The 22123-nt window shown below is 40.2% G+C and carries 21 protein-coding genes; 17 read left to right on the forward strand and 4 right to left on the reverse strand.

Going from position 1 to position 22123, the window contains the following annotated elements; all coding sequences use genetic code 11:
* Window positions 1–154: 154 nt before the first annotated feature.
* The 6 genes from MKY52_RS19240 to MKY52_RS19265 all read left to right on the forward strand — a co-directional run bounded on the left by MKY52_RS19240 (window position 155) and on the right by MKY52_RS19265 (window position 5480).
* On the forward strand, window positions 155–1942 hold the full coding sequence (locus MKY52_RS19240) for an ABC transporter ATP-binding protein (protein ID WP_341052845.1): 1788 nt from the start codon (window positions 155–157) through the stop codon (window positions 1940–1942).
* Entirely contained in the window at window positions 1893–3311 is a 1419-nt protein-coding gene (locus MKY52_RS19245; RefSeq protein WP_341052846.1) for a radical SAM/SPASM domain-containing protein, read from the forward strand. Before MKY52_RS19240 ends, MKY52_RS19245 begins: the two co-directional genes overlap by 50 nt.
* Window positions 3308–4369, forward strand: a complete 1062-nt coding sequence (locus tag MKY52_RS19250) for a TIGR04066 family peptide maturation system protein (protein ID WP_341052847.1) — start codon at window positions 3308–3310, stop codon at window positions 4367–4369. The genes MKY52_RS19245 and MKY52_RS19250 overlap by 4 nt, the downstream gene beginning before the upstream one ends.
* Window positions 4370–4383: 14 nt before the next feature.
* A complete protein-coding gene (locus tag MKY52_RS19255) occupies window positions 4384–4611 on the forward strand; it encodes a hypothetical protein (RefSeq protein ID WP_341052848.1) in 228 nt (75 codons plus the stop codon).
* A gap of 94 nt (window positions 4612–4705) precedes the next feature.
* Window positions 4706–4849 carry a hypothetical protein gene (locus tag MKY52_RS19260; protein ID WP_280786537.1) on the forward strand — a complete coding sequence of 48 codons (144 nt, stop codon included), beginning with the start codon at window positions 4706–4708 and terminating at the stop codon, window positions 4847–4849.
* Between the two features lie 271 nt (window positions 4850–5120).
* Entirely contained in the window at window positions 5121–5480 is a 360-nt protein-coding gene (locus MKY52_RS19265) for a hypothetical protein (protein WP_341052849.1), read from the forward strand.
* Window positions 5481–5513: 33 nt separating this feature from the next.
* On the opposite strand, the gene MKY52_RS19270 is transcribed toward MKY52_RS19265, so the two are convergent.
* Window positions 5514–6776 carry a serine hydrolase domain-containing protein gene (locus MKY52_RS19270; protein ID WP_341052851.1) on the reverse strand — a complete coding sequence of 421 codons (1263 nt, stop codon included), beginning with the start codon at window positions 6774–6776 and terminating at the stop codon, window positions 5514–5516.
* Window positions 6777–6842: 66 nt separating this feature from the next.
* Here MKY52_RS19270 and MKY52_RS19275 point away from each other — a divergent pair, with 66 nt between their 5' ends.
* The 4 genes from MKY52_RS19275 to MKY52_RS19290 all read left to right on the forward strand — a co-directional run bounded on the left by MKY52_RS19275 (window position 6843) and on the right by MKY52_RS19290 (window position 12081).
* Window positions 6843–7526, forward strand: a complete 684-nt coding sequence (locus tag MKY52_RS19275) for a response regulator transcription factor (protein ID WP_076300532.1) — start codon at window positions 6843–6845, stop codon at window positions 7524–7526.
* Window positions 7527–7528: 2 nt separating this feature from the next.
* Complete coding sequence (locus MKY52_RS19280) at window positions 7529–8797, forward strand: HAMP domain-containing sensor histidine kinase (protein ID WP_341052853.1); 1269 nt, start codon at window positions 7529–7531, stop codon at window positions 8795–8797.
* A 165-nt stretch (window positions 8798–8962) separates the two neighbouring features.
* Window positions 8963–9736, forward strand: a complete 774-nt coding sequence (locus MKY52_RS19285) for an ABC transporter ATP-binding protein (protein ID WP_042189939.1) — start codon at window positions 8963–8965, stop codon at window positions 9734–9736.
* Window positions 9737–9738: 2 nt separating this feature from the next.
* Complete coding sequence (locus MKY52_RS19290) at window positions 9739–12081, forward strand: ABC transporter permease (protein ID WP_341052855.1); 2343 nt, start codon at window positions 9739–9741, stop codon at window positions 12079–12081.
* Window positions 12082–12168: 87 nt separating this feature from the next.
* On the opposite strand, the gene MKY52_RS19295 is transcribed toward MKY52_RS19290, so the two are convergent.
* Complete coding sequence (locus tag MKY52_RS19295; RefSeq protein ID WP_042189935.1) at window positions 12169–12597, reverse strand: VOC family protein; 429 nt, start codon at window positions 12595–12597, stop codon at window positions 12169–12171.
* 189 nt (window positions 12598–12786) lie between these two features.
* A complete protein-coding gene (locus MKY52_RS19300) occupies window positions 12787–13185 on the reverse strand; it encodes a DUF2871 domain-containing protein (RefSeq protein ID WP_042189934.1) in 399 nt (132 codons plus the stop codon).
* A 349-nt stretch (window positions 13186–13534) separates the two neighbouring features.
* Between MKY52_RS19300 and MKY52_RS19305 the strand changes: the two genes are divergently transcribed.
* On the forward strand, window positions 13535–13750 hold the full coding sequence (locus tag MKY52_RS19305) for a hypothetical protein (protein ID WP_234532155.1): 216 nt from the start codon (window positions 13535–13537) through the stop codon (window positions 13748–13750).
* A 116-nt stretch (window positions 13751–13866) separates the two neighbouring features.
* Here MKY52_RS19305 and MKY52_RS19310 read toward each other — a convergent pair whose 3' ends face one another.
* Complete coding sequence (locus MKY52_RS19310; RefSeq protein ID WP_339242522.1) at window positions 13867–14832, reverse strand: NAD(P)H-dependent flavin oxidoreductase; 966 nt, start codon at window positions 14830–14832, stop codon at window positions 13867–13869.
* Between the two features lie 208 nt (window positions 14833–15040).
* Here MKY52_RS19310 and MKY52_RS19315 point away from each other — a divergent pair, with 208 nt between their 5' ends.
* The 6 genes from MKY52_RS19315 (at window position 15041) to MKY52_RS19340 (ending at window position 22117) form a co-directional block, all read left to right on the forward strand.
* A complete protein-coding gene (locus tag MKY52_RS19315; protein WP_341052856.1) occupies window positions 15041–15703 on the forward strand; it encodes an MgtC/SapB family protein in 663 nt (220 codons plus the stop codon).
* Window positions 15704–16208: 505 nt separating this feature from the next.
* Window positions 16209–17372, forward strand: a complete 1164-nt coding sequence (locus tag MKY52_RS19320) for an ROK family transcriptional regulator (RefSeq protein WP_341044248.1) — start codon at window positions 16209–16211, stop codon at window positions 17370–17372.
* A gap of 28 nt (window positions 17373–17400) precedes the next feature.
* Window positions 17401–18405, forward strand: a complete 1005-nt coding sequence (locus MKY52_RS19325; protein WP_341052857.1) for an asparaginase — start codon at window positions 17401–17403, stop codon at window positions 18403–18405.
* Window positions 18406–18494: 89 nt separating this feature from the next.
* Complete coding sequence (locus MKY52_RS19330) at window positions 18495–20099, forward strand: glutathione ABC transporter substrate-binding protein (RefSeq protein WP_341052859.1); 1605 nt, start codon at window positions 18495–18497, stop codon at window positions 20097–20099.
* Window positions 20100–20212: 113 nt separating this feature from the next.
* Complete coding sequence (locus MKY52_RS19335; protein ID WP_042189920.1) at window positions 20213–21136, forward strand: ABC transporter permease subunit; 924 nt, start codon at window positions 20213–20215, stop codon at window positions 21134–21136.
* 69 nt (window positions 21137–21205) lie between these two features.
* Window positions 21206–22117, forward strand: a complete 912-nt coding sequence (locus MKY52_RS19340; RefSeq protein WP_042189918.1) for an ABC transporter permease — start codon at window positions 21206–21208, stop codon at window positions 22115–22117.
* The last annotated feature ends 6 nt before the right edge of the window (window positions 22118–22123 follow it).

Below are 22123 nucleotides of genomic sequence, written 5' to 3' on the forward strand. Positions count from 1 at the left end.
AAAGGAGGAATTGAAATGGACAGGGGTAATAGATCACCAAAAACGATCGTTATTGTAGGTGCGTTGCTAGCTATTGTAGTTTTTGTTGTTCTTTTTGTTGGTATTGAGATGGGATGAGGCTAGTCTCAGTATATGTCGCGGGGAGTTATGTGAAATGAAATACAATGTAGTATGGATCAGCATTAAAGAGTTATTTCATCCTTACCGTAAAAACATTTGGATAATCAGTATTGTTATGTTGGTGACTTCTATAGGGAGCTTTTTGACTCCTTGGTTTACGAAGCAACTTATTGACATTGGTATTCTAGGTTTGGATTTTTATCGAGTTATTCAATACGTAGGGCTAATTTTTTTAGTATTCCTTATCCAACAATTACTTGGTATTTTTCAATTCTATTACTATAAGGAAATAAGTGTGAGAATACCATATGACTTGAATAAGAAAGCTTGTAAACATGTGTTATCCGTACGCACGAAATTTTTTAAAGACAGAAATTTCTCAGTAGTGATGTCTGAGCTTTTTCAAGATATCGCCAACATATCGTCTTTGACAGACACGCAATTTTTAACATCTTTCGTTAATCTATTTAAAGTTTTCGCCGGCTTAACAGCATTGTTTTATATTAACTGGAAATTAACTCTAGTTATGCTCGCTACAATTCCAGTCAAAATGCTAATTAGCAGTTTTTTATATAAAAAGCAAGTAAAGGTATATGAAATCATTATGCACTTGCAATCAAATTTCTCAGAATGGTTAGGGGATGCAATTAGTGGCATTGAAGCGATAAAAGTATGGGGGATTACTGGAAAACGACTAGCGAAACTGAAAGTGAATCTGGATGGAAGTAAAAATGCTAAATCCAAGTTAATGCGTTATGGATTTATTGATAGTATATCGGGTTCATTTATGACGACATTGTTTACTTGTGGTCTTTACTTGTACGGTGCTTGGTTAATCCAAAAAGATGAAATCACTATTGGCGGTCTGGTATCTTTCATTTCGTACTCATCATTGGTATTTGAACCAATTACTATCATATCGTATTTGATTACTCAATTATCCAGCGTGAAGCCAGCTTTTGAGCGGTTTTTAAAATTTCTAAATACGGATGCTGAAATTGATAAACCGGAAGCGAAGGAATTATTAGAATCAATATCTATCAATGATCTGAAATTCGAAAACGTATCCTTGGTTTATGAGAATGAAAAAGCTCTGGATCAAGTGAATTTCACCATTCAAAAAGGTGAGAAAGTAGCGATTATTGGTTTGAATGGCAGTGGCAAATCATCCGTTGTAAATCTGCTGCTAAGATTCTATGAGCCTACTGAAGGCAGCATCAAAATAAACGATAAAGATGTGAAAGAGTATACTTTTGAATCCTATCGCTCAATATGGAGCTTGATGGCTCAAAACAATTATCTTTTCAATGATACTGTGGCGAACAATATCAACATTTCTGAAGAGCTTACACTTACTGAGATATTGGAAAGCTGCAAACAGTCAGGGGCATATTCATTTATCCAAGACCTGCCCGAAAAAATGGACACTCGAATTGGTTACAATGGCGCTAAACTATCGGGTGGACAAAAACAAAAAATAGCACTCGCCCGAACATTAGCACGTAAGGATACAAAAATTCTGCTATTGGATGAAGCCACCTCAAGCTATGACTATTACTCGGAGCAGGTTTTTAACGAGGAACTGTTATCTTCAGATCGTTATATGATGACTATCATTATCACGCATCGACCGGAAGTGTTAAAGAGATTAGATAAGATCATTTATTTAAATGGTGGCAAGGTTCTTGGGATAGGAACTTTTGATGAGTTGTATACATCTCAGGAGAGTTTTAGAGATATGATTACTAGTACTCAAAGGGAGGAAACCCCGGATGCCTTTTATTCCTTTTCAAACGAGAGCGAATCTACATTACGTCTATGACATGAATAGAAACAGTATTTATAAAATCAAACAGAATCAGTATGAAGCGTTAAGTCATATTTCTGAAGGCAGTTACGAGGAAGCTGATGCAAATGTGCTTAAAGATTTTCAAAAGAGAGGGCTTCTAGCTGAATCTCCGATTCTACAAATTGAGCATCCGGCAAGTCAAATGTTGGAGTACCAGTTAGAGCGCTGTGTTAACTCAATCACTTTTCAAATGTCTCAAAATTGCAACTTGCGTTGTGGTTACTGTCCTTACTCAAGCAATGAAATTTATAATAATCGTTCACATTCTGCCCTGAATATAACCTGGGATACTCTGCAGCAAGGGATTGATTTCCTTGTAGCCCATTCTAAAGACGTGGACCACTTGCATGTAGCTTTTTATGGTGGGGAGCCTTTGATTGAAAAAAAACTCATCATAGATACTATGAAATATACACAGGAAAAAGTCAGTGGCAAAGAAATTTCCTTTGGTATGACTACTAATGGCACACTTCTGGATGATAGTTTTGCAAGGGAAGTTCGTGATTTTAACATATCCATTATGATTAGCCTGGATGGACCGAAGGATGTTCATAATGAAAATAGGACGTTTGTAAATGGACGTGGTTCCTATGAGATTGTATATCGTAATGTTGTACATATTCGAGATAACTATCCTGATCTATATCAAAAACTGAAGTTCAATACAGTTATTAGTCCAGATGGTAAGTTCGAAGAGATCTTTGATTATTTTAGAGCGGGAGAAGGAGTTAGTGACCTCTCTAAAGTTAACTTTAATACACTATCCATGAACTATACAGAGACGGAATTCGTTTATGGTGAGGCTTATTTTGAAGAACGAAATTACGAAGCATTGAAGGCATATCTATTGCTGCTAGGAAAAGTAAAAGAAGAGCCTGTGGCCAATCATAAACGTGATATTGAAACCATTTATAGCTACAAAGAGTTTCTTTCGCCAATCAATGAGACCCCAAAAATTGCTCATCCTAGCGGGACTTGTATACCAGGCTTGAAAAAACTTTTTGTAGATGTAAACGGTAACTTATTTCCTTGTGAGCGTATAGATGAAAATTCTTCACTGATGAAAATGGGAAATCTTCAGGATGGTTTTGATATTAAAAAAGTTCGAGAAATTTTGAATGTTGGAGCAGTTACGGAACAACACTGTAAAGAATGCTGGGCCTTTCATTGCTGCTCTATATGCCCCGCTGCAGCGGATAATGGAAAGGATGAACATTATTCAGAAAGCTATAAGCTTAGCAAATGCAACAGGGTTAAAGCGTCGGCATTAGAGAATTTGAAGAACTATACGATGATGAGGGAATTTAAATATCAGTTTAAAAGAGAGGATATTTCACTGTGAAGAAAAAACTGGCGGTTTACCCTTTTCACAAAGGTCTGATGCCTTTATTGCTAACAGAAAGTGAGCTTCAGAATTTCGAGCTGACGTATGCCGTAGTTCCAAAAGGCTGGGAGTCATTCGATGAAGTGGACGACACTAAAAAAGCTTTAATATGTGATGAAGAGAGCTTTTATTTAAATGATCTGATTAACTCAGTTGATGTACTGTTATTATGTAAGCCTCAATTTCAAGTTGATGAATCAGGTTACTGCCGGTTAACTTCTCTTGCAGAAGAGAAGGGAAAGCATATTATGTACGTGGCTGAATTAAAAACTGTATTAAACCAATCAACCATAGAGGGTTGGGAGTGTCTGAATCTAGAGCATCCTTCTATATCGAAACAGAATGCATTAGCGAGTATCGACGTCCCAGTTATTTTAATTATGGGGATGGGGGAAAACTGCGAAAAATGGAATTTGCAGCTTAAACTAAGTGAAAACTTTCGCAATTTGGGATATAAGATGAGTTTGATTTCCAGCAATGCACTATCGAGGTTATGGGGATACCACACAATCCCAGACATTATAGACGGCAATGATCTAACGTTTTCAGAACAGGTCGAGAGTATGAATGCCTATATTAAATATATAGAACAAGCTGAGAATCCAGATGTCATTATTATTGGAGTTCCAGGAAGCATTCTTAAGTATAGCACTTCAGTTCCCAATGGATATGGGTATATACCTTTCCTAATCAGTAATGCAGTCACACCAGATATCACAATATTAAGTTTGTATAACGGAAATTACGAGGAATCTCATTTGAAAGAAATGAAGTCCACTTGTTTATACAAATATGGCGTTAATATTGATTACTATCATATTTCTGAGAATGTTTGTTTATATAATCCAGAAGCAAGACAACTAGAATACTATTCTGTAGATTATCGAGACTCAGTGGGGAATAATTCCTATTCTCAAGAGGGGATGTATACTTTTAATCTTTCTAATTCTACAAGTCAAGAAGATGCTTTTAGAAGAATTGTAAGTGAGCTGCAAAATAATATTCCGATGATTTAAAGGAGGAGAAGGAGTTGTTGCATCTAAACGAACAGGTTATAGAAGAAACAGTCAAAAATTATGTTAAAGAATTCGATAGAACGACCAATCTATTAGGTGTAACTTCTGTTAGAAATATCATTTATATTTTAACAGATCTCGAGAACGAACTTGGATTCCAAATCAATGATTCTTTTGTCCGTGAAATCAAAGACTTAACTGTAGAAAAACTTATTGAAGTTATACCGAAACATCTAAAGTAGTGGCATAGAAATTTCGCTCTATCATTCTCAATGCTGACATAAGAGATGTATTCAAAACAGACCCTATGACAAACTGAAAGGAGGGGACTAAACAATGGAACTGAATAAAAACGCTTCTCAACAAGTAGCTCCTATGGTCTCTACATTTGCAACTTGCTGGTGTATGTGCCTATGCCTTATTTTTACAGAAAAAAGACATAGTGACCAATTAGATGCTTTGAATGCTGTTAAAAATTAGTGGATTTATGCATCATTAATTGAGATCCTGTTTTTGACGAAGTTTTATTAGAAAATTGGCTGTTTTGGATACATCCTTTATGTCAGCATTTAAACTATAATATAAAATCTCCGGCAACAATATTGCCAGGAGATTTTTTTGTTCAGGGCTTGTTTTGATTGGGCTGATATCGGAAGAGTACTGAAAGTCACAGAGGATTATTTTAATTATCGATATAATGAAAGCGTTATCTTTTTTATTGCAGTTTACTTAAATTAAAAGGAGATAAGCTATGAGAGTGAGCAAAGTTTCTTTTAACCAGCTTGTGTTTATTTGTTTAGGGATTCAATACATGTTAATGCATTTGTTCTCTGCAGGCGAGGCGATTGTCATCACATCCATAGAGCTTGTTATATACATGGTTTTTACCGTTGTTGGCCTTGTAGGATTATTTATGCGGAGCAGAAAAGTGGATAGTGAGGCTATTTCCGGATTGGTCGCATTATTCTTCAGTGTATTATGGATGGTATCTTTATTCTCGCAATTTAAGAAAGAAAGCTACCCAGATGCTTTAACGGTAATTAATTCGCTTGGCGTAGCTACTGCCTTACTTGTGCTTCTGACTGAGTTCATCATTATAGCTAAGGCCTAGCGTAAACACGAACAAAAAACAAGACAGGTCTATTTAAGACTTGTCTTGTTTTTTGTGCATTCCCAGAAATGAAAGCACACCCTGAGCATTCCGCTTAAATTCATATTCCGAATCATGCTTCGTATGATGGAATCTTGTTTCCGAGATTGGATAAAAGGGAGTGACCTCTACATCATTCCAGACAAAATAGTAATCTTGGCCACTACGCTCCACGCTCGCTTTGCAGCCAAATCCCTCGTACGTTCCCATATAACCAGCATAAATGCTATCATCAAGCGGGTAGGCTTGCGGAGAGATCGGCACCCTTACAGGTTCGCCGAAGACTAATCCAGCTAGCGATTCCGTTAACTTAGTGACGGGTACGCAATCATAATTAGTCAACATGATTACGCTTGTTTGATCTTCAGGGTATCTATGCAGTTCACTTCGGAAGCCGCGATAGGCACCGCCATGATACATTCTTTTTCGATCAAAACGTTCGTCCAAGAACCAACCAAATCGATATTTGAGATTACTGGAATGAAAAGCCATCTCTAGGGTGTTATGAGACACTAATTGATCGGAGTACAAGGCTTGATCCCACAGGAAAAGATCGGCAGCCGTCGAATACATCCCGCCAGCGGATAAGATAGAGCTCATATCTATGTATTCCCCCTGAGTATACTCTCCCCAAGAAGAATGATAAGGTGAGGCTAATTTCGGAATAATCTGCTGATTGTTATAAACTCCTGTATTTACCATGCCTAGAGGCTGTAATATAAAAGTAGTGATATAATCTTCAAATGTCATCCCTGTAATCTTCTCAATAATCATCCCCAGCAAATAATAACCTGAGTTGTTATAGGCAAATGAAGTGCCAGGCATAAATGCAGGGGGCTGACTCACAAATAGCTGAAACATCTCCTGTGGAGTCAGCTTTAGCTTATTTAATTTTTGATTATATTCGGGTATGGAAGTGTAGTTGGCTATACCAGAGGTATGTCCCAGCAGGTGAAGGATGGTAATCCCCTCTAGTGCATGCTGCTGAGGAAGATATTTTAGGATTGGATCTTCCAGTCTAAGACGTTTTTGTTCTTTTAGCATCAGGATAGCCATGCCAGTGAATGATTTGGTAAGTGACCAGATCCGGAATTTGGTATCTAAAGTGTTCGGGACCTGATGTTCAAGATTCGCATATCCGTACGCTTTATGTAACTTGATTTCTCCACGCTGAGCTATTAAGACTGTGCCACTTAATGGCCAGCTTTGTTCGTATTTATCTAAATAGTGCTCCAGACGCTGGAACTGTGTATCCACAGGTAACCCCTCCTTAAAGGCATATTCTAACATAATAATAAATTCAGTTGAAGCGGAGAGAAATCGATGAGATATGATTGTTTGATTATTGATGATGAAATTGAGCTTGCGGAGACCACCTGCGAATATTTTAATTTGTTTGATGTTCAAACCGCATTTGTTACGAGTGCCGATGCCTGTCGGAGCTTTTTGAGTGAGCATCAGGTGTCGATGTTACTCCTAGATATTAATTTAGGCGGTGAATCCGGCTTCCAGTTATGCAAAGAACTGCGTCAGACGACCGGGATTCCCATCCTGTTTATTAGTGCCCGCTCCAGTGAGGATGATGTATTAATTGCGCTAGATATCGGGGGAGATGATTATATTCATAAGCCGTATACCCTGAGAGTGCTGCTGGCAAAAGTAAAGGCGGTGCTTAAACGTTACAACAACGAAGTTGTAGCCGAGTCCTCCCTTCTTGAATCCGGACCCATCCAGATTGATCCCGAGCTCAGAAGGGCAAGTCTTAACGGCGTACCCCTCAAGCTGAAAACAATGGAATATAAATTGCTAAAGTTTTTAATCCAGCATAAAAATCGGGTAATCCCTAAAGAGGAGCTATTTACAGGGGTATGGGGGGATGTTTTTGCGGGAGATGGCACCTTAAATGTACATATCCGTCATCTTCGTGAGAAGATTGAGCAGAATCCTAACGATCCGCAGTACATCCGTACCGTATGGGGCATCGGTTATGCTTTTGAGGATAAATAGTGATGACTAAAAAATTGCTACTGGCGCTAATGCTCACTATATTCGCTGCAAGTATAACTCTCTTATTCCTGATATTTAATTTGAAGGTGGAGACCCCAACAGACCGAGTGGCGATCAATACCATTGTTAAGCTTACAGAGCAGCATTGGGATAAGCTTGAGCCGAAACTGTACAAGGAAAGCCCCTATGATTTCGCCATTATTGATACCTCTGGTAAATTAAAATATCAGACTGAAAATGCGATTTCCGTTAGCGTTAATGAAGCTATCAATAATCGGGATACCTTAGTCGACGTTGTTGTTCAGGATCAGCTGGTGGGTAAAGTAATTATTAATAATGATTACCGTACGATTTTTATACATATGAAACAACAATTTATACAAGTTTCTGTTGCAATGCTGCTTTTGCTTACAATTCTAGGCATCCTCTATATTTGGTTCCTGAATAGATCCATTCTTCGTCCATTTCGCAAAATGCAGCTATTCGCGAACCATATCGCAAGAGGCGATCTTGAAGTGCCTCTGGAAATGGATCGTAATCATCTATTTGGTGCTTTTACCGAAAGCTTCGATATGATGCGGGAAGAGCTTGCGGCGGCTAGGCACAGTGAATATTTAGCGAATAAGAGTAAGAAGGAGCTGGTTGCTAGTCTCAGTCATGATATTAAGACACCCGTCGCTTCGATGAAGGCGATTACGGAACTGATGTTATTAAGCGCAAGAGATGAGAAGACAAGCAGACAGCTAAATACCTTGTATTCCAAAGCGGATCAGATTGATCGTCTGGTCACAGACATGTTCCATTCCACCTTGGAGGAACTGAATGAACTAAAAGTCAGCTTAACGGAGGAGCATAGTCACCTGCTGACCCAAATTATAAATAATGTGAACTTCTACGAACGGATTTCAGCTGCATCTGTGCCAGACTGCATCATTATGGTGGATCCCTTACGGATACAGCAGGTCATCGATAATGTGGTGAACAATTCCTATAAGTATGCCTTCTCCGGTACACCCATCGATATTACATTCGAGATTAGGGATCATTATCTGGAGGTTGATATTCTGGATTATGGTCCTGGTGTTCCTGAGGAGGAATTGCCTTTAATATTCAATAAATTCTTTCGGGGCAGTTTGGCCGTGAGCCAGAACGGTGCAGGTCTAGGTCTGTACATTTCTCGTTATATGATGCAAAAAATGCAGGGCGACATTGTATGCTCCAATCGGGAGGATGGATTTACTGTAAAGCTGCTGATTCCTTTAGCAGGATAGAATTAAGAATTCGCTAAGGATTGCACAAAGACATGTTAAGAACATTTAACGTACGATTAGGTTGCAATTACGAATGAGTCTGTGATTGCAGCCATTATATTGTGCGTAGAGCTAGGGTTACTATTAGCGTAATTAATGAGCATGAACGTAAATGGAGTGTTCAACATGAACGAAGTGAATAATAAAGTATTGATGCAGACCCATAAGCTTGGAAAAACCTTTTCCCATGGAGGAACTCAGCAGCATGTATTAAAAAATCTAGATCTGACCTTATATCATGGTGATTTCACGATTATCATGGGCAGCTCTGGTTCTGGTAAATCAACACTGCTGTATGCCATTTCGGGAATGGATAAGCCAACGCTTGGAGAGGTCTTGTTTGAAGGTCAAGATATTACGGCGATGAGTAATGATCAGCTGGCGATATTCCGGCGGAAGAATTGTGGATTTGTGTTTCAGCAGATCCATCTGCTCGATTCAATGAGTGTCCTCGACAATGTATTATCAAGTGCTTTTCTTGTCCAAAAGGATAGAGCTGGGGCTGTGGAAAAAGCCAAAAAGCTGCTTTTAGATGTAGGCCTGGATGACACCATCTGGGGTAAGTTTCCAGCGCAAATCTCAGGAGGAGAAGCTCAGCGTGCTGGTATTATCCGGGCCCTTATCAACAGTCCAAAAGCGGTCTTTGCGGATGAGCCGACTGGAGCGCTAAATAGCTCAGCAGGAATAGGGGTACTGCGTGTCCTAACCGAGGTAAATAAGCAGGGGCAAAGCATAATTATGGTAACCCATGATCTCAAAACTGCGCTGCGTGGTAATCGGATCTTGTATCTGCAGGATGGAGTAGTCATCGGAGATTTGCGCCTTTCCCCTTATAGCGAAGATAGTGGACCTGAACGGCAGCAGCAATTACAGTCCTTTCTGACCGAATTGGGGTGGTAGGGATGAGAAGCTTAATAGGAAAGCTTGCTTGGTCCAATATTCGTAAAAGAAAAAGTGCAACGATTACGCTCTTCGTATTGATTATGATTGCTGCGCTGCTGCTGAACATTGGCCTCACGGTCAGCTTGAAGCTTAATTCTTTTCAGCAAGAAAAAATATCGAAGCTAAATACACCTGATATCACCGCTTATTTTCCTTTAAATGAGAATGTGAAGAATTATGAATCTCTGGTGGATAGCTATCCTTATACTGAAACATGGGAGAATGAGGCGGCGCTTCTGCTACCTGATGTAAAGATAAACTACGGGGGAAACAATACAGCTATTGCTTTCTTGATTCTTAATAAGGATTCGCAGCGCTCTATGGGACTATTTAATACCACTTCTCGGTTGGAACCTGCGGATCAAAATACAATTTATTTGCCGTATATCTTTCACGGAGGCTCAGGGTATAACCTTGGGGATACGATCTCGTTTGAATACGATAACAACAAATTCACTTATACCATCGGTGGATTTACGGAGGAACCCCTTTTTGGGACATTGACGAATGGGGCTTTGAAAATATTTTTAAACGATGAAGGTTATAAGCAATTAGAGGAACGGCTTGGGAAAGAAGTTCAATTTAATTTTTTATCTGTACAATTAAACGAACGGGCGAATGAAGTCAAGCTGGAGCAAAAGTTGAGTGAACAGATTTTTGGATCTGGAAACACAAGTTCATTTTTAGTCATGCGAACTGATGTGGGGCTCGAAGGTAACCGCGTTTTTGTGAATATTTTAGCCGCTATTCTGATTGTATTTGCTTTGATTATGGTTGTAATCTCGTTGATTGTGATCAGGTTTCAGATCTTCGGGAATATTGAGGATAACCTAACCAACATCGGTGTTTTGAAAGCGAACGGTTATACGTCAAGGCAGATCATATCCTCATTTCTGTTACAGTTCGTCTCAGTATCTATAATGGCCTCCATACCGGGAAGTTTGATTTCTGTTCTAGTCATGCCCTTAGTAGGTAATATGATTTCGTCTTCGGTTGGACTGTTGTGGCCGACAACTTTTGAATTATTAAGTGCTTTGTTGAGTTTGCTTATCGTTACGGTGCTGATTCTCTTAGTTGCCTACCTGTCTAGTAGAAAGATTCGAAGGATTACTCCGATAGCAGCTCTTCAGAGCGGGCTTCTTACCCACAATTTTAAGAAAAATCATTTTCCGCTAGCGAGCACTTCATTGAATTTGCAATTCGCCTTAAGTCTGAAGTCTTTATTTAGACAGACCAAGCAGAATTTTATGATCGTGCTGATCGTTGCAGGGTTGACCTTTTCGAGTATATTTTGCTCCATCCTTAATTTTAACTTTAAAGGGGATACTTCAGCCGTTTTAGATTTAGTGGGTTTAGAACGTACCAATTTGCAACTTGATCTAAAAAAAGCTGGTCATGATCCGGGAATATTTGCTGAAGTCGAAGCCATGCCTGAGGTTCAAAAGATCTCCATATTGGAAGGTAGAGTAGCTTCTATAAATGATTCCAGTTTTATGCTCCGTGTATCTGATGATTATGCCAAGCTGGAAACACAGACGGTCTACAAAGGTAGGCAGCCCATTTTTGATAATGAAATTGCGGTATCCGGTGTAATTGCAAAAATGAAAAATAAATCGATTGGGGACGAGATTCCAGTTACGTTTAATGGGGTAACCCAAAATTATTTGGTGACTGGTCTTAGCCAGCAGATTAATCAGTTAGGTATGGTTGCTACCATAACAGAAGATGGAATGAGAAAAATGCAGCCGAATTATTCCGTCCAGTCCATTAATGTGTACTTAAAGGAAGGGGAAGATCCTCAAGTCTTCATTCAAAAGCTTGAAGAACGTCTCCCTGGACAATGGAACGTAACGAACATTTTAGACATGTTAGAAAGCACGCTCAGTACATTCACTTCAGCAGTATCTTCTATGACAGCAGTCATTACCGCGGTCACAATTATAGTGGTCAGTCTAATTTTGTATTTAGTGATTAAGACGTTGATTATGAAACGTAAGCGGGAATTCGGTATTCTCAAAGGTATCGGATATACCACCTTTAATCTGATGACACAGATTACGTTCAGTCTTTTTCCGGTGATTGTAGTTGGAGTATTATTGGGGAGTTTAGCAGGTTATTTTTTCTCGGATTCGGCGTTTGTATTATTGCTTTCAAGTCTAGGCATTTACAACGTTCAGCTGGCGGTTAGTCTGCCTCAAGTGCTTCTACTCTGTGCTGTCATTCTAGTGGTTGCTTATGTGGTATCCATGTTAGTTGCAAGACGGATTCGGAAGGTCAGTGTATATGATTTGATTATGGACTAAGCGCTTGAACAAGAAACAACGAGCTGGAGGTAGGCCGCACCTGTATTAATAGGTTTCGCAGCCACTCCATACTCGTTGTTATTTTTATTACATATTCATTCGTCCGTCATCATAATTGAATTGCCAATCGATGCCGAATTTATCTTTTAGACTACCATAACACGAGCTCCAGAAGGTTTCTTGTAATTCCATACCTACTTTGCCGCCTTCTTTAAGCTTATGGAAATATTTTTTTATGCCATCCAAATCCTTACTAACTACCGAAAGACTAATGTTATTTCCTTCCACAAAAGGCATGCCCGGAAAAACATCAGAGAACATTACATTACTGCCTTCGATATTCAAGCGAGTGTGCATAACTAAATCTTTGGCTTCTTCAGGAAGAGTGAAATTGGGATCAGGTGGTGTTTCGCCAAAGGTCATGATTTGTGGACGTTCAACGCCAAATACCTCCGCGTAAAATTCTGCGGCTTGACGGCAATTCCCGTTGAAATTCAGATAAACATCAATAGACATTTACTTCACTCCTTAAAAGTTTTATTGGCAACGAAAGCATAGTTTAAAGTTAAAATTTAAGATATCTCGCGACTTCCATATTGTATCATTTACCAGTGTATAAACAAATATACTTATAGTCTCATTTGGTATGAACTTAAATATGACTAACCAAAAAAGCCGCTGGAATATGATCCAGCGGCTTTTTTCCTATGATTTAATTCGTTTACCGAGCAGAACTAGTAGCCAAATGATACCAGCACCTACTATGGCATGACCGAGACCGGCAATATGCGGTAAGAAGCTGATATCAGTCCCGTTAATTTGCAGCATCCCGCGAGTGGCCATAGTACCGATCGTGATCAGGAGACCAATGTTATATACAATGTACCATGCGCCAAAGGATTTAGCTTCATGGATATTAAATAACTTGGCTAGGATCAATGCGATTATAAAGAAGAAGAAGCCCAGTACAAGGATATGAGTATGAAGTGCAACTAAGATGGTGTTTCCTTCGAAATCATTCATTTTGGTAATTTCACGATAAGCAACACCTGCTATCAAACCAAGAATGGCATAGAAAAAAGACGTGTAATACAATTTTTTCATGATCATGACTCCTTTATGTTTATTGTTATATTGAAATCATATCTTTCAAATAAGAACGCAGTATGAACAAATGATTATATAGTGATTAATTTCACGGAATTGACAAAAATAAATCTTTTAAGCATGTCCCACATAGTTTCCACACAATATTCATCTATAATCATTAATATTATTGAACCCCACTATTCATTGAATTCAGGGTGTTCGATGGCACGGGAGGATGAATATGAAAAAAGCGGATTGGATCATAGCCATTCTAGTTATGGGAATGGGTCTGATGTGCATGTTGGTTTCAGCAAATTTTTTTCGTATTGATTTTTTCCGTATTATAAAGTAGGAGATGGTTTTTTTGAAAAGAGGAGTATTTGCAGTAATCTGTGTTGTTATTTTGTCATTTGGAATTGGAACAGCAGCTTATGCTGCCGGGTTTGCTCCAAGCACTTTTAAAGAGATGTTGCCCTTTATGAAAGAAAGACATCCTAACTTAGGTGATTCTGAGCTAGAACAAATGTATAAGAGCTGTCATCAACAAGAGGGCATTTCTAATACTCGTGGAATGATGTAAGGCTATGCTGATATAGAGTCAACTATAAACAACGCCTTTTAAAAAGAACCCTTTGTTGCATACAACAAAGGGTTCTTTTTTTATCTTTATCATCGCATAAGTATCGTATTACAATCTTAAGTTGCGGGGTTCAATGCTCCCTGATACTCATACATTAAATTGTCAATAATCTGCTGTACGGACAATATCTCTTTAATCTCATGAACTCTGGACCCTGCAAACACTAATCCGTTCTTAACATCTCCTCTAAGCGAAGTTAGCAGGGATTCCATGGTACAGAAGCGATGCGAACATACCTTTAGACAATTAGAGCATTTGGCTATTTTTAATTTGGCATCATCACTAATACGTTCTGTGAATTCATTACGAATCGCTCTGCCATCTAGCCCAACTGTAGACTTAATTAGAATAGTATCACCTTGCTGAGCATCTACATATTTTTGCTTAAAGGCCAGAGGAGCATCACATTCATGGCTCGCCACGAAACGAGTCCCCATCTGAACACCAGAAGCGCCAATCCGAAGGGCTTTTGCGATATCATCTCCCGTCAGAATCCCACCAGCAGCAATAACCGGAATCGAAACGGCTTCTACAACCTCAGGAAGAATTTCGAACATGGATCTCTCTGTGCCCAAATGGCCCCCGGCTTCAAATCCTTCCACTACGACTGCAGAGGCACCAAGTCTTTCGGATATTCTGGCTAATTTGGCGGAGGAAACAATAGACACCACAGGAGTACCATACTCTTTACCCCAAGCATAAATATCTCTGGAAATCCCAGCTCCAGAAATAATAAAGTCCACTTTTTCTTCCAAAGCGACCTTCATTTTATCAGCAAAATCCTTCATCGCGAATAGAACATTCACACCGATATATCCAATCCCTTTTGAGAGCTCTCTTGTTTTGCGAATATGCATTCTCAGTTCATCGGTGGTGATTCCTGTACCAGAAATGGTGCCGATCCCGCCTGCATTGGCTACAGCAGCAGCTAAGCCACTTAAGGATATGCCTACGCCCATACCCCCTTGAATTACAGGAACCTTGGATTTAATATGCCCAAATTGGATTGTTGGCAGTTTCATATACGCACCTCTTTCACTAGTTGTAGACCGTTAAATAATGTCTACTGGAGTAACAACTATAAAGGTATCACAGCTAAATCTTTGCAGATGTGACTGTGCGCATGCTCAAACTATGTTAAATATCATGTCCATATTATAGGTGGGGGAAATATAGAAATCCGTTTATGATACAATAAATAGCAATATCATAAGGAGAGAAGGACTATGTATGGAGTTTGAATATTTGCTTCGTGTAGTTGGAGCTGGAATTTGTGGTGTTTTAGTTGGCTTTGAACGAAAAAGTCGGATGAAAGAAGCGGGAGTTAGAACGCATTTTATTGTTGCTTTAGGTGCTGCACTTATGATGATCATTTCAAAATATGGATTTCAGGATCAAGCTGATTGGTCCTATGTTAAGCTCGATCCCGCACGTATAGCTGCCCAGGTAGTAAGTGGAGTGGGATTTCTTGGTGCAGGAATGATTTTCATGCATAGACACACTGTGAAGGGTCTGACAACTGCAGCGGGGATTTGGGCAACGGCGGGACTAGGGCTGACGATTGGATCGGGCCTATATATTCTTGGTGGAGGAGCAACGATTATTATCTTACTTGGGCAAAAGATTTTGCATGGCCGATACAGTTGGCTGGCCTCACCGAAAACGCAACAGATTGTGATCTGTCTGACTAATTCAGAAGGAGCCGTGAGTAGAATTCAACAGCTACTTGAAGAAAAAAATATTACCATTTTAAGCTTTCACGCTGAAAATAATAGTCTTGCCTCCGAATTGAATTTAGAAATTATCGTAAAATTTCCTGAATCGTTTAATGCTGTGAAATTGTTGTCACTGATACAAGAGGACACTTCTGTTAAGGCAGTAGAGTTTCAATAATTTTTTTAACACTCCGCATCAAAAGTTGGTTTCTATAATGAAGAACTTGCTTTTGATGCGGGTTCTATCTCCATTTCACTATCAATCCGCGCACGATGCTACCCTTTTTCCAATATTCAGATTCACAAAACTTCTGCATCGATCCCAAAAATTCTTTTTGTTTTTTAGATATTTCCTCCACCTCTAAATTAAGTTTTTCCTATTTATAGTTTCCGCTCGGTCTATTATGAGAGCGGTTTTGGTCTTTGATGTTATATTTGTGTTATGTATTTGTTGGAGATTGTTATAAAAATCACATATCAAACGCTTTCATTTATTTCGAATAAAAAAATATGTCATTTATATTGACATACATTCAATGAGCCTTTATTATTAATCCCATCACTGGAGAAACTAAACTGAAATTTAATCAAATAATACATTAGAGCAGCTTAATTGGCAAATTCTTTCTTATTTTTATAGTTATATTAGTTTGATTAATGCACTGAAGAAAATAATTAGGAGAATGTCTGTGAAAAAGCACGATCAGGATTTTATGAAGCGGCAAAATCGTTTGACGGTCTTCGAAATCATAAAAAATCAACAACCAATTTCTCGCGCTTCCATCGCCAAACAAACGGGTATGAGTCCTACAACTGTAAGTCGAATTGTTGGGGAATTAACTGAACAGGGCTATCTACTGGATTCGGATCAGGTATCGTCAGGATTAGGTCGGAAATCAACGTTGCTAGCTATGGTTGACGCTTCTGTATTGTCGGTTGGGGTTGAGCTGGACCGCAGTCTTATGATTGTAGGTATCGTAGATTTGCAAGGTAAGCTTCTCTGCAGCAGGCAATACCCGCGTACTCCGGACGAGAGTCCAGATAAGACACTGGAACGAATCAATGAAGCGATTGAACAACTGACGCAGCAGCATGTGATTGACAGAACGCGTATCGTCGGTATTGGCGTTGGACTTCCTGGCATTGTGAATAACGAAGAAGGAATTGTTGTCTTCTCTGTTCAGCTTGGATGGAAGAATGTTGCCTTAGCAAAACGCCTAAAGGAACTAACCGGTTTTGAAATTGCTGTAGATAATGAGTTGAAAGTTAGAGCTCTTGCTGAACACCTCAAAGGCGCTGCTGTTGGATCTGTCCGTACCGCACTATTGGGCTTCGGGCAAGGCGTTGGCTCGGCGATGATCCTTGAGGGAGAGATCTATCGCGGGGTGATGAACAGTGCTGGTGAAATAGGCCATACGACAGTGGATCCTAACGGAATGATGTGCGAGTGCGGTAAGGCGGGTTGCTTACAGACCTACATAAATATCAGTTCATTGTTGTCGGAAGCCAATCGGATTCGTCCGATTCGCACGATTGAGGAGTTATTTGAAGCAAAGGATGCAGGAGAGCATTGGGCGGTTCATTTGATCGAGCGTGCACTCATGTATATGGCGATTACTATCAACAATGTCGTATGCATGTATAACCCCGATAGTGTGATCCTGAGTGGAGAACTCGTAGACAAATTCCCGGATATTTATGAAGCAGTTGAGAAGCTATATCTTTCACGCTTCACATGGGAACCCCTTCGTGGGTCTTTCTCCATTCATCGTTCGATGTTGAACGAGAATGGTGTAATTATCGGATCTGGACTACTATCGCAAAATCGTTTTTTCGCATTGGATTAAAATAATTACATCGAAGGAGGTTGTACAGATGGGGTTTACAACATTAGTAGAAGAATATCGCGGTGGCTTACTGGAGAATGTCCATTATGGTGCAGTTAGCGTGGTCGATGAGAAAGGTAATATTTTGTATAAAGCAGGTAATCCGGAGCATATGACCTATCTTCGTTCAGCTGCTAAACCATTCCAAGCTTTACCGGTTATGAAGCGTCGGATCGATGAAGTTTACGGTTTGACAAGTAAGGAAGCCTCACTCTTTACTGCTTCGCATCGGGGAGAGGCCTTTCATATTGAAGCACTTGAATCTCTTTTTCAGAAAATGGGATTAAAAGAAGAGGGACTTCATTGTTGTTCTACATACCCACTGAATGAGGAAGCCAAGGCAGAACGCCATCGGGCGAATGAGCCCACTCGCAAAATCTTTCATAATTGCTCAGGTAAACATGCAGGGTTAATGGGCCTTAGCAAATATATGGGTTGGGATATAGATACTTATTATGATCCTAACCATCCCGTGCAACAGGAGATCATTGATATCATGGCTTATATCGCAGAAGTATCGAAGGAATCCATTCCTCAAGGGATTGATGGTTGTGGTCTTCCTATCTTCGCACTCCCTCTTCATAAAATCGCTTATTCATATTTAAAGCTAGCCTGTCCTGATTTGATTGAGAATACGGAAATACGTAACGCAGCTGCTGCGACTGCAAAGCTTATGAACGATAATCCGGTGATGATTGCAGATACGAAATTCGTCTGCTCAGAGCTACTGAAGGATGATAATCTGACGGCAAAGGGCGGCGCTAAAGGTGTATATGGGATTGGACTCCGAAAGGAGCGAATTGGTATCTCACTAAAAGTATCCGATGGTTCTGAGCAAGTCTGGCCTTGTATCATCGCATCGATTCTGGAACGTTTAGGCTATAGCAATCAAGATACGATTGATCGTTTATATGCACTCGTGCCGAACACTATTGTTAATGATGGCGGCACAGTTGTAGGCGAACGCCGTGCTATATTCCAATGGGAAGTCTGATTATAAGGATCGAGAATAATCTTCAAGTCTCATGAATAATTGGACTGGGAGCTTTTCTAATACATCGTTTCTAAAGGGGAGTGTATAACATGAAAGCAAAAGGAAAAGTATGGTCAATGTTTTTGCTGCTGCTTATTACAGTAGTAGTGACTGCAGGGTGCGGCAACAAAGCGAACAACGAGGGACAAGGCGGCAATACCGCTGGTGGAACTGAAACTAGCACCCCAACTACAAAAAATGATAAAGACATTGTAATTGCCATCAATGCTAACTTTATTACGCTGGACCCTCATAACGCAAGCGATACACATTCAATCAGCGCTGCCAGAACGATGTACGAAGGTCTAATGGGTTTTGATGAGAATATGAACGTAGTTCCTGTCCTTGCTGCTAGCCATTCCATAAGTGAAGACGGGTTGGTCTACACGTTCAACTTACAAGAGAACGTTAAATTCCAAGACGGTACTGACTTCAATGCTGAAGCGGTTAAAGTAAACATCGCCCGTATTCAAGATGAGAAGAACAATCTGAGACTGCGCAAAAGCTTTGCAAAGGTAGCCAAAGTGGAGACTCCTGATGCCAAAACCGTGGTTATTACACTCAGCGAGCCATACAACGCATTTTTAAATAAAGTAGCTATGGCACCTATTATTAGCCCGAAAGCTTTAGAAGAAAACGGAGCTGATATTTCGAAAAAACCTGTAGGAACGGGTCCGTTTAAGTTCAAAGAATGGGTGCAAGGTGATCGTCTAGTTGTTGAGAAGAATCCGGATTACTGGCAAAAGGACTTGCCGAAAGTGGATAGTATAACCTTTAGACCCGTACCAGAGAATGGCTCACGGATTGCGATGCTGAAGACTGGTGAGGCTGATTTCATTTATCCAATGCCTACCGAGCAAGTATCCGAGGTTGAAGGCCTTGAAGGAATTACTATAGATACCATCGATTCAACCATTGTTCGTTATGTAACTTTGAATACGATGAAGAAACCTTTCGATGATGTAAAGGTACGTCAAGCCATTAACTATGCTATCAACAAAGATGCGTATATCAAGGTGGTGAAATCGGGTCTTGGCGCTAAGCTCGATTCCACGATGTCATCCAAAACACAATATTATTCCCCACAAACAGGTTATGACTATGACATTGAAAAAGCTAAACAATTGCTTGCTGAAGCGGGATATCCTGACGGATTCGAAACCGAAATTTGGGGAGAAAACGAATCTGAAACGATGAAGGGTATGCAATTTATCCAACAACAGCTAGCGCTTGTAGGCATTAAAGTAGAAGTGAAGTCCATGGAAGGCGGTACTTTATCCGACCAAATTAACGCTGCTAAAACACCTGAAGAAGCAAAAATTCAAATGTGGTATGTCAGCTGGTCTCCATCCTCCGGTGATGCAGATGGTGCTACTAGAGGTTTGTTCAGTAGTGAAATGTTCCCACCTGCTGGCTCGAATACAGCTTATTATAAAAATGACAATGTAGATAAATGGATTGCTGAAGCAAACAAATCTGTTGATCCAGAAGCGGCTAAATCCATTTATGCAAATATTCAGAAAACAGTATGGGAAGATGCTCCGTGGGCATTTATGGGCGTTGACCAAATCATCTCAGGCAAAAGATCGAATCTGGAAGGTGTCAAAGTCTTCCCGGATGGTTCCATTAATGTCCTAAATGCAGAAGTGAAATAATTCAAGTCAAACGCAAGATTTAATTTCCCAAGAATTGAACGAGGCCGCTTCTTAAGAATGGTAGGAAGCGGCCTCAACTAAATCATTTGTCGATACTGAAGGGGGCTTATGAGTTGGGTAGATATGCTTTACAAAGACTCCTCGGGGTTATTCCGTTGCTATTCATTGTATCGGTATTAGTCTTTCTGTTTATTCACTTAATTCCGGGCGATCCGGCCCGGCTTATTGCGGGTAAAGACGCCACACTTGAAGAGATTCATGGCATTCAAGAGCAACTAGGTCTCAATCTGCCGCTGTGGAATCAATACATAAACTACATGAGCGATCTACTAAGTGGTAATCTGGGCAATTCGATTCGATCAGGGATTCCAGTAACCGATATGCTAGAAAGTAGAATAATGCCTACCTTGTGGTTAACGTTTCTCAGCATGGCTTGGGCGCTTGTCATTGGTCTTCTAATTGGTGTTATTTCAGCGGTTTATCGTAATAGATGGCCTGATCACTTAGGCACATTGACAGCCATTTCGGGGATGTCGATTCCTGGATTCTGGTTAGGTTTGGTACTCATTCAAATTTTCTCGGTAGAGCTTGGTTGGTTTCCGACCGGTGGTGTAGATTCCTGGAAGTCGTATATTCTTCCTTCCATTACACTTGGAATGGGAATTATGTCGATGCTGGCTCGTTACTCACGGTCATCGATGCTAGAAACGTTACGGGAGGATTATATCCGTACTGGACGTGCGAAAGGCTTACGCGAGTATGTTGTTATTAGCAGGCATGCGCTGCGCAATTCTCTTATACAGGTCGTTACTGTAGCTGGACTTCAATTTGGGTTCTTGCTTGGTGGATCGGTAATGGTTGAGACAGTGTTCAGTATTCCTGGCCTTGGTAGACTGCTGGTGGATTCCATTTTGTTCCGGGATTATACAGTTATTCAAGCTTTGCTGCTGCTGTTTTCAACACAATTTATCCTTATCAATTTAATAGTAGATTTATTGTATGGCGTGCTCAATCCGAAAATCAGGTTTTCTCAGTAAGGTAGAGTAACTGAGAGGCAGAATTACGATAGTTTTCTATAGGGTGAATATAGGATTAGGAGGGATATCATGAGCGACAATTCGGCGGTAATGGGAACTAATTCTCCTATACCCGGAGAGGTAATAGCCCCGGAGAAAACAAAAGGCCGCGCGGGTGTTTTTATTCGCAAGTTCAGCAAACAAAAGATGCCCCTTGTGGCTGCATTTTTTATCATATTGCTTTTTTTAATTGCCATTTTCGGGCCATTTCTGACCCCTTATAATCCTGATGAACCGAACTATGATGCGCTAATGCAGGGTCCGTCTGCCAAGCATTGGGCGGGAACGGATGAATACGGCCGTGATATTCTAAGTCGCTTAATTGATGGTACAAGGTTGACTTTGGCGGTCAGTCTGAGTTCCGTATTGATAGCAGGTGTACTTGGAACCATCCTTGGTCTTGTCAGTGGATATTATGGCGGTTGGCTGGATCGGATTATTATGCGTGGCAGTGACGTATTGTTCTCATTCCCTGATTTACTGCTTGCCATTGGGATCGTCGCTATACTTGGGCCTGGTTTATCCAACGTTGTGATTGCCGTTGCAGTCTTCGGTACACCCTCGTTTGCCCGCATTATTCGGAGCGTAACATTGTCTGCGAAGGAAACGTTGTTTGTTGAAGCTGCCCGTTCAATGGGTGCAAAGAATCGTCGAATCATTTGGCGACATATTTTTCCTGAAACAGTCCCTAGTATCATCGTTAATCTATCCATGAAAATTGGTGGGGCAATCTTAGCCGCTGCGTCACTGAGCTTTCTTGGAATGGGTGCGAAGCCAACGGAGCCCGATTGGGGGGCAATGTTAAGCATGGGGCGCGATTATTTAAGTATAGCTCCACATATCGTTTATTTTCCTGGTTTAGCTATATTTTTAACAGTACTTGCATTTAACCTGGTCGGGGACGGACTGCGCGATGCTCTTGATCCCAAAATGAAAAACTAAGGAGGG

Origin of the sequence: Paenibacillus sp. FSL P4-0184 (genome assembly GCF_038004625.1) — a bacterium.
GTDB lineage: Bacteria > Bacillota > Bacilli > Paenibacillales > Paenibacillaceae > Paenibacillus_AQ.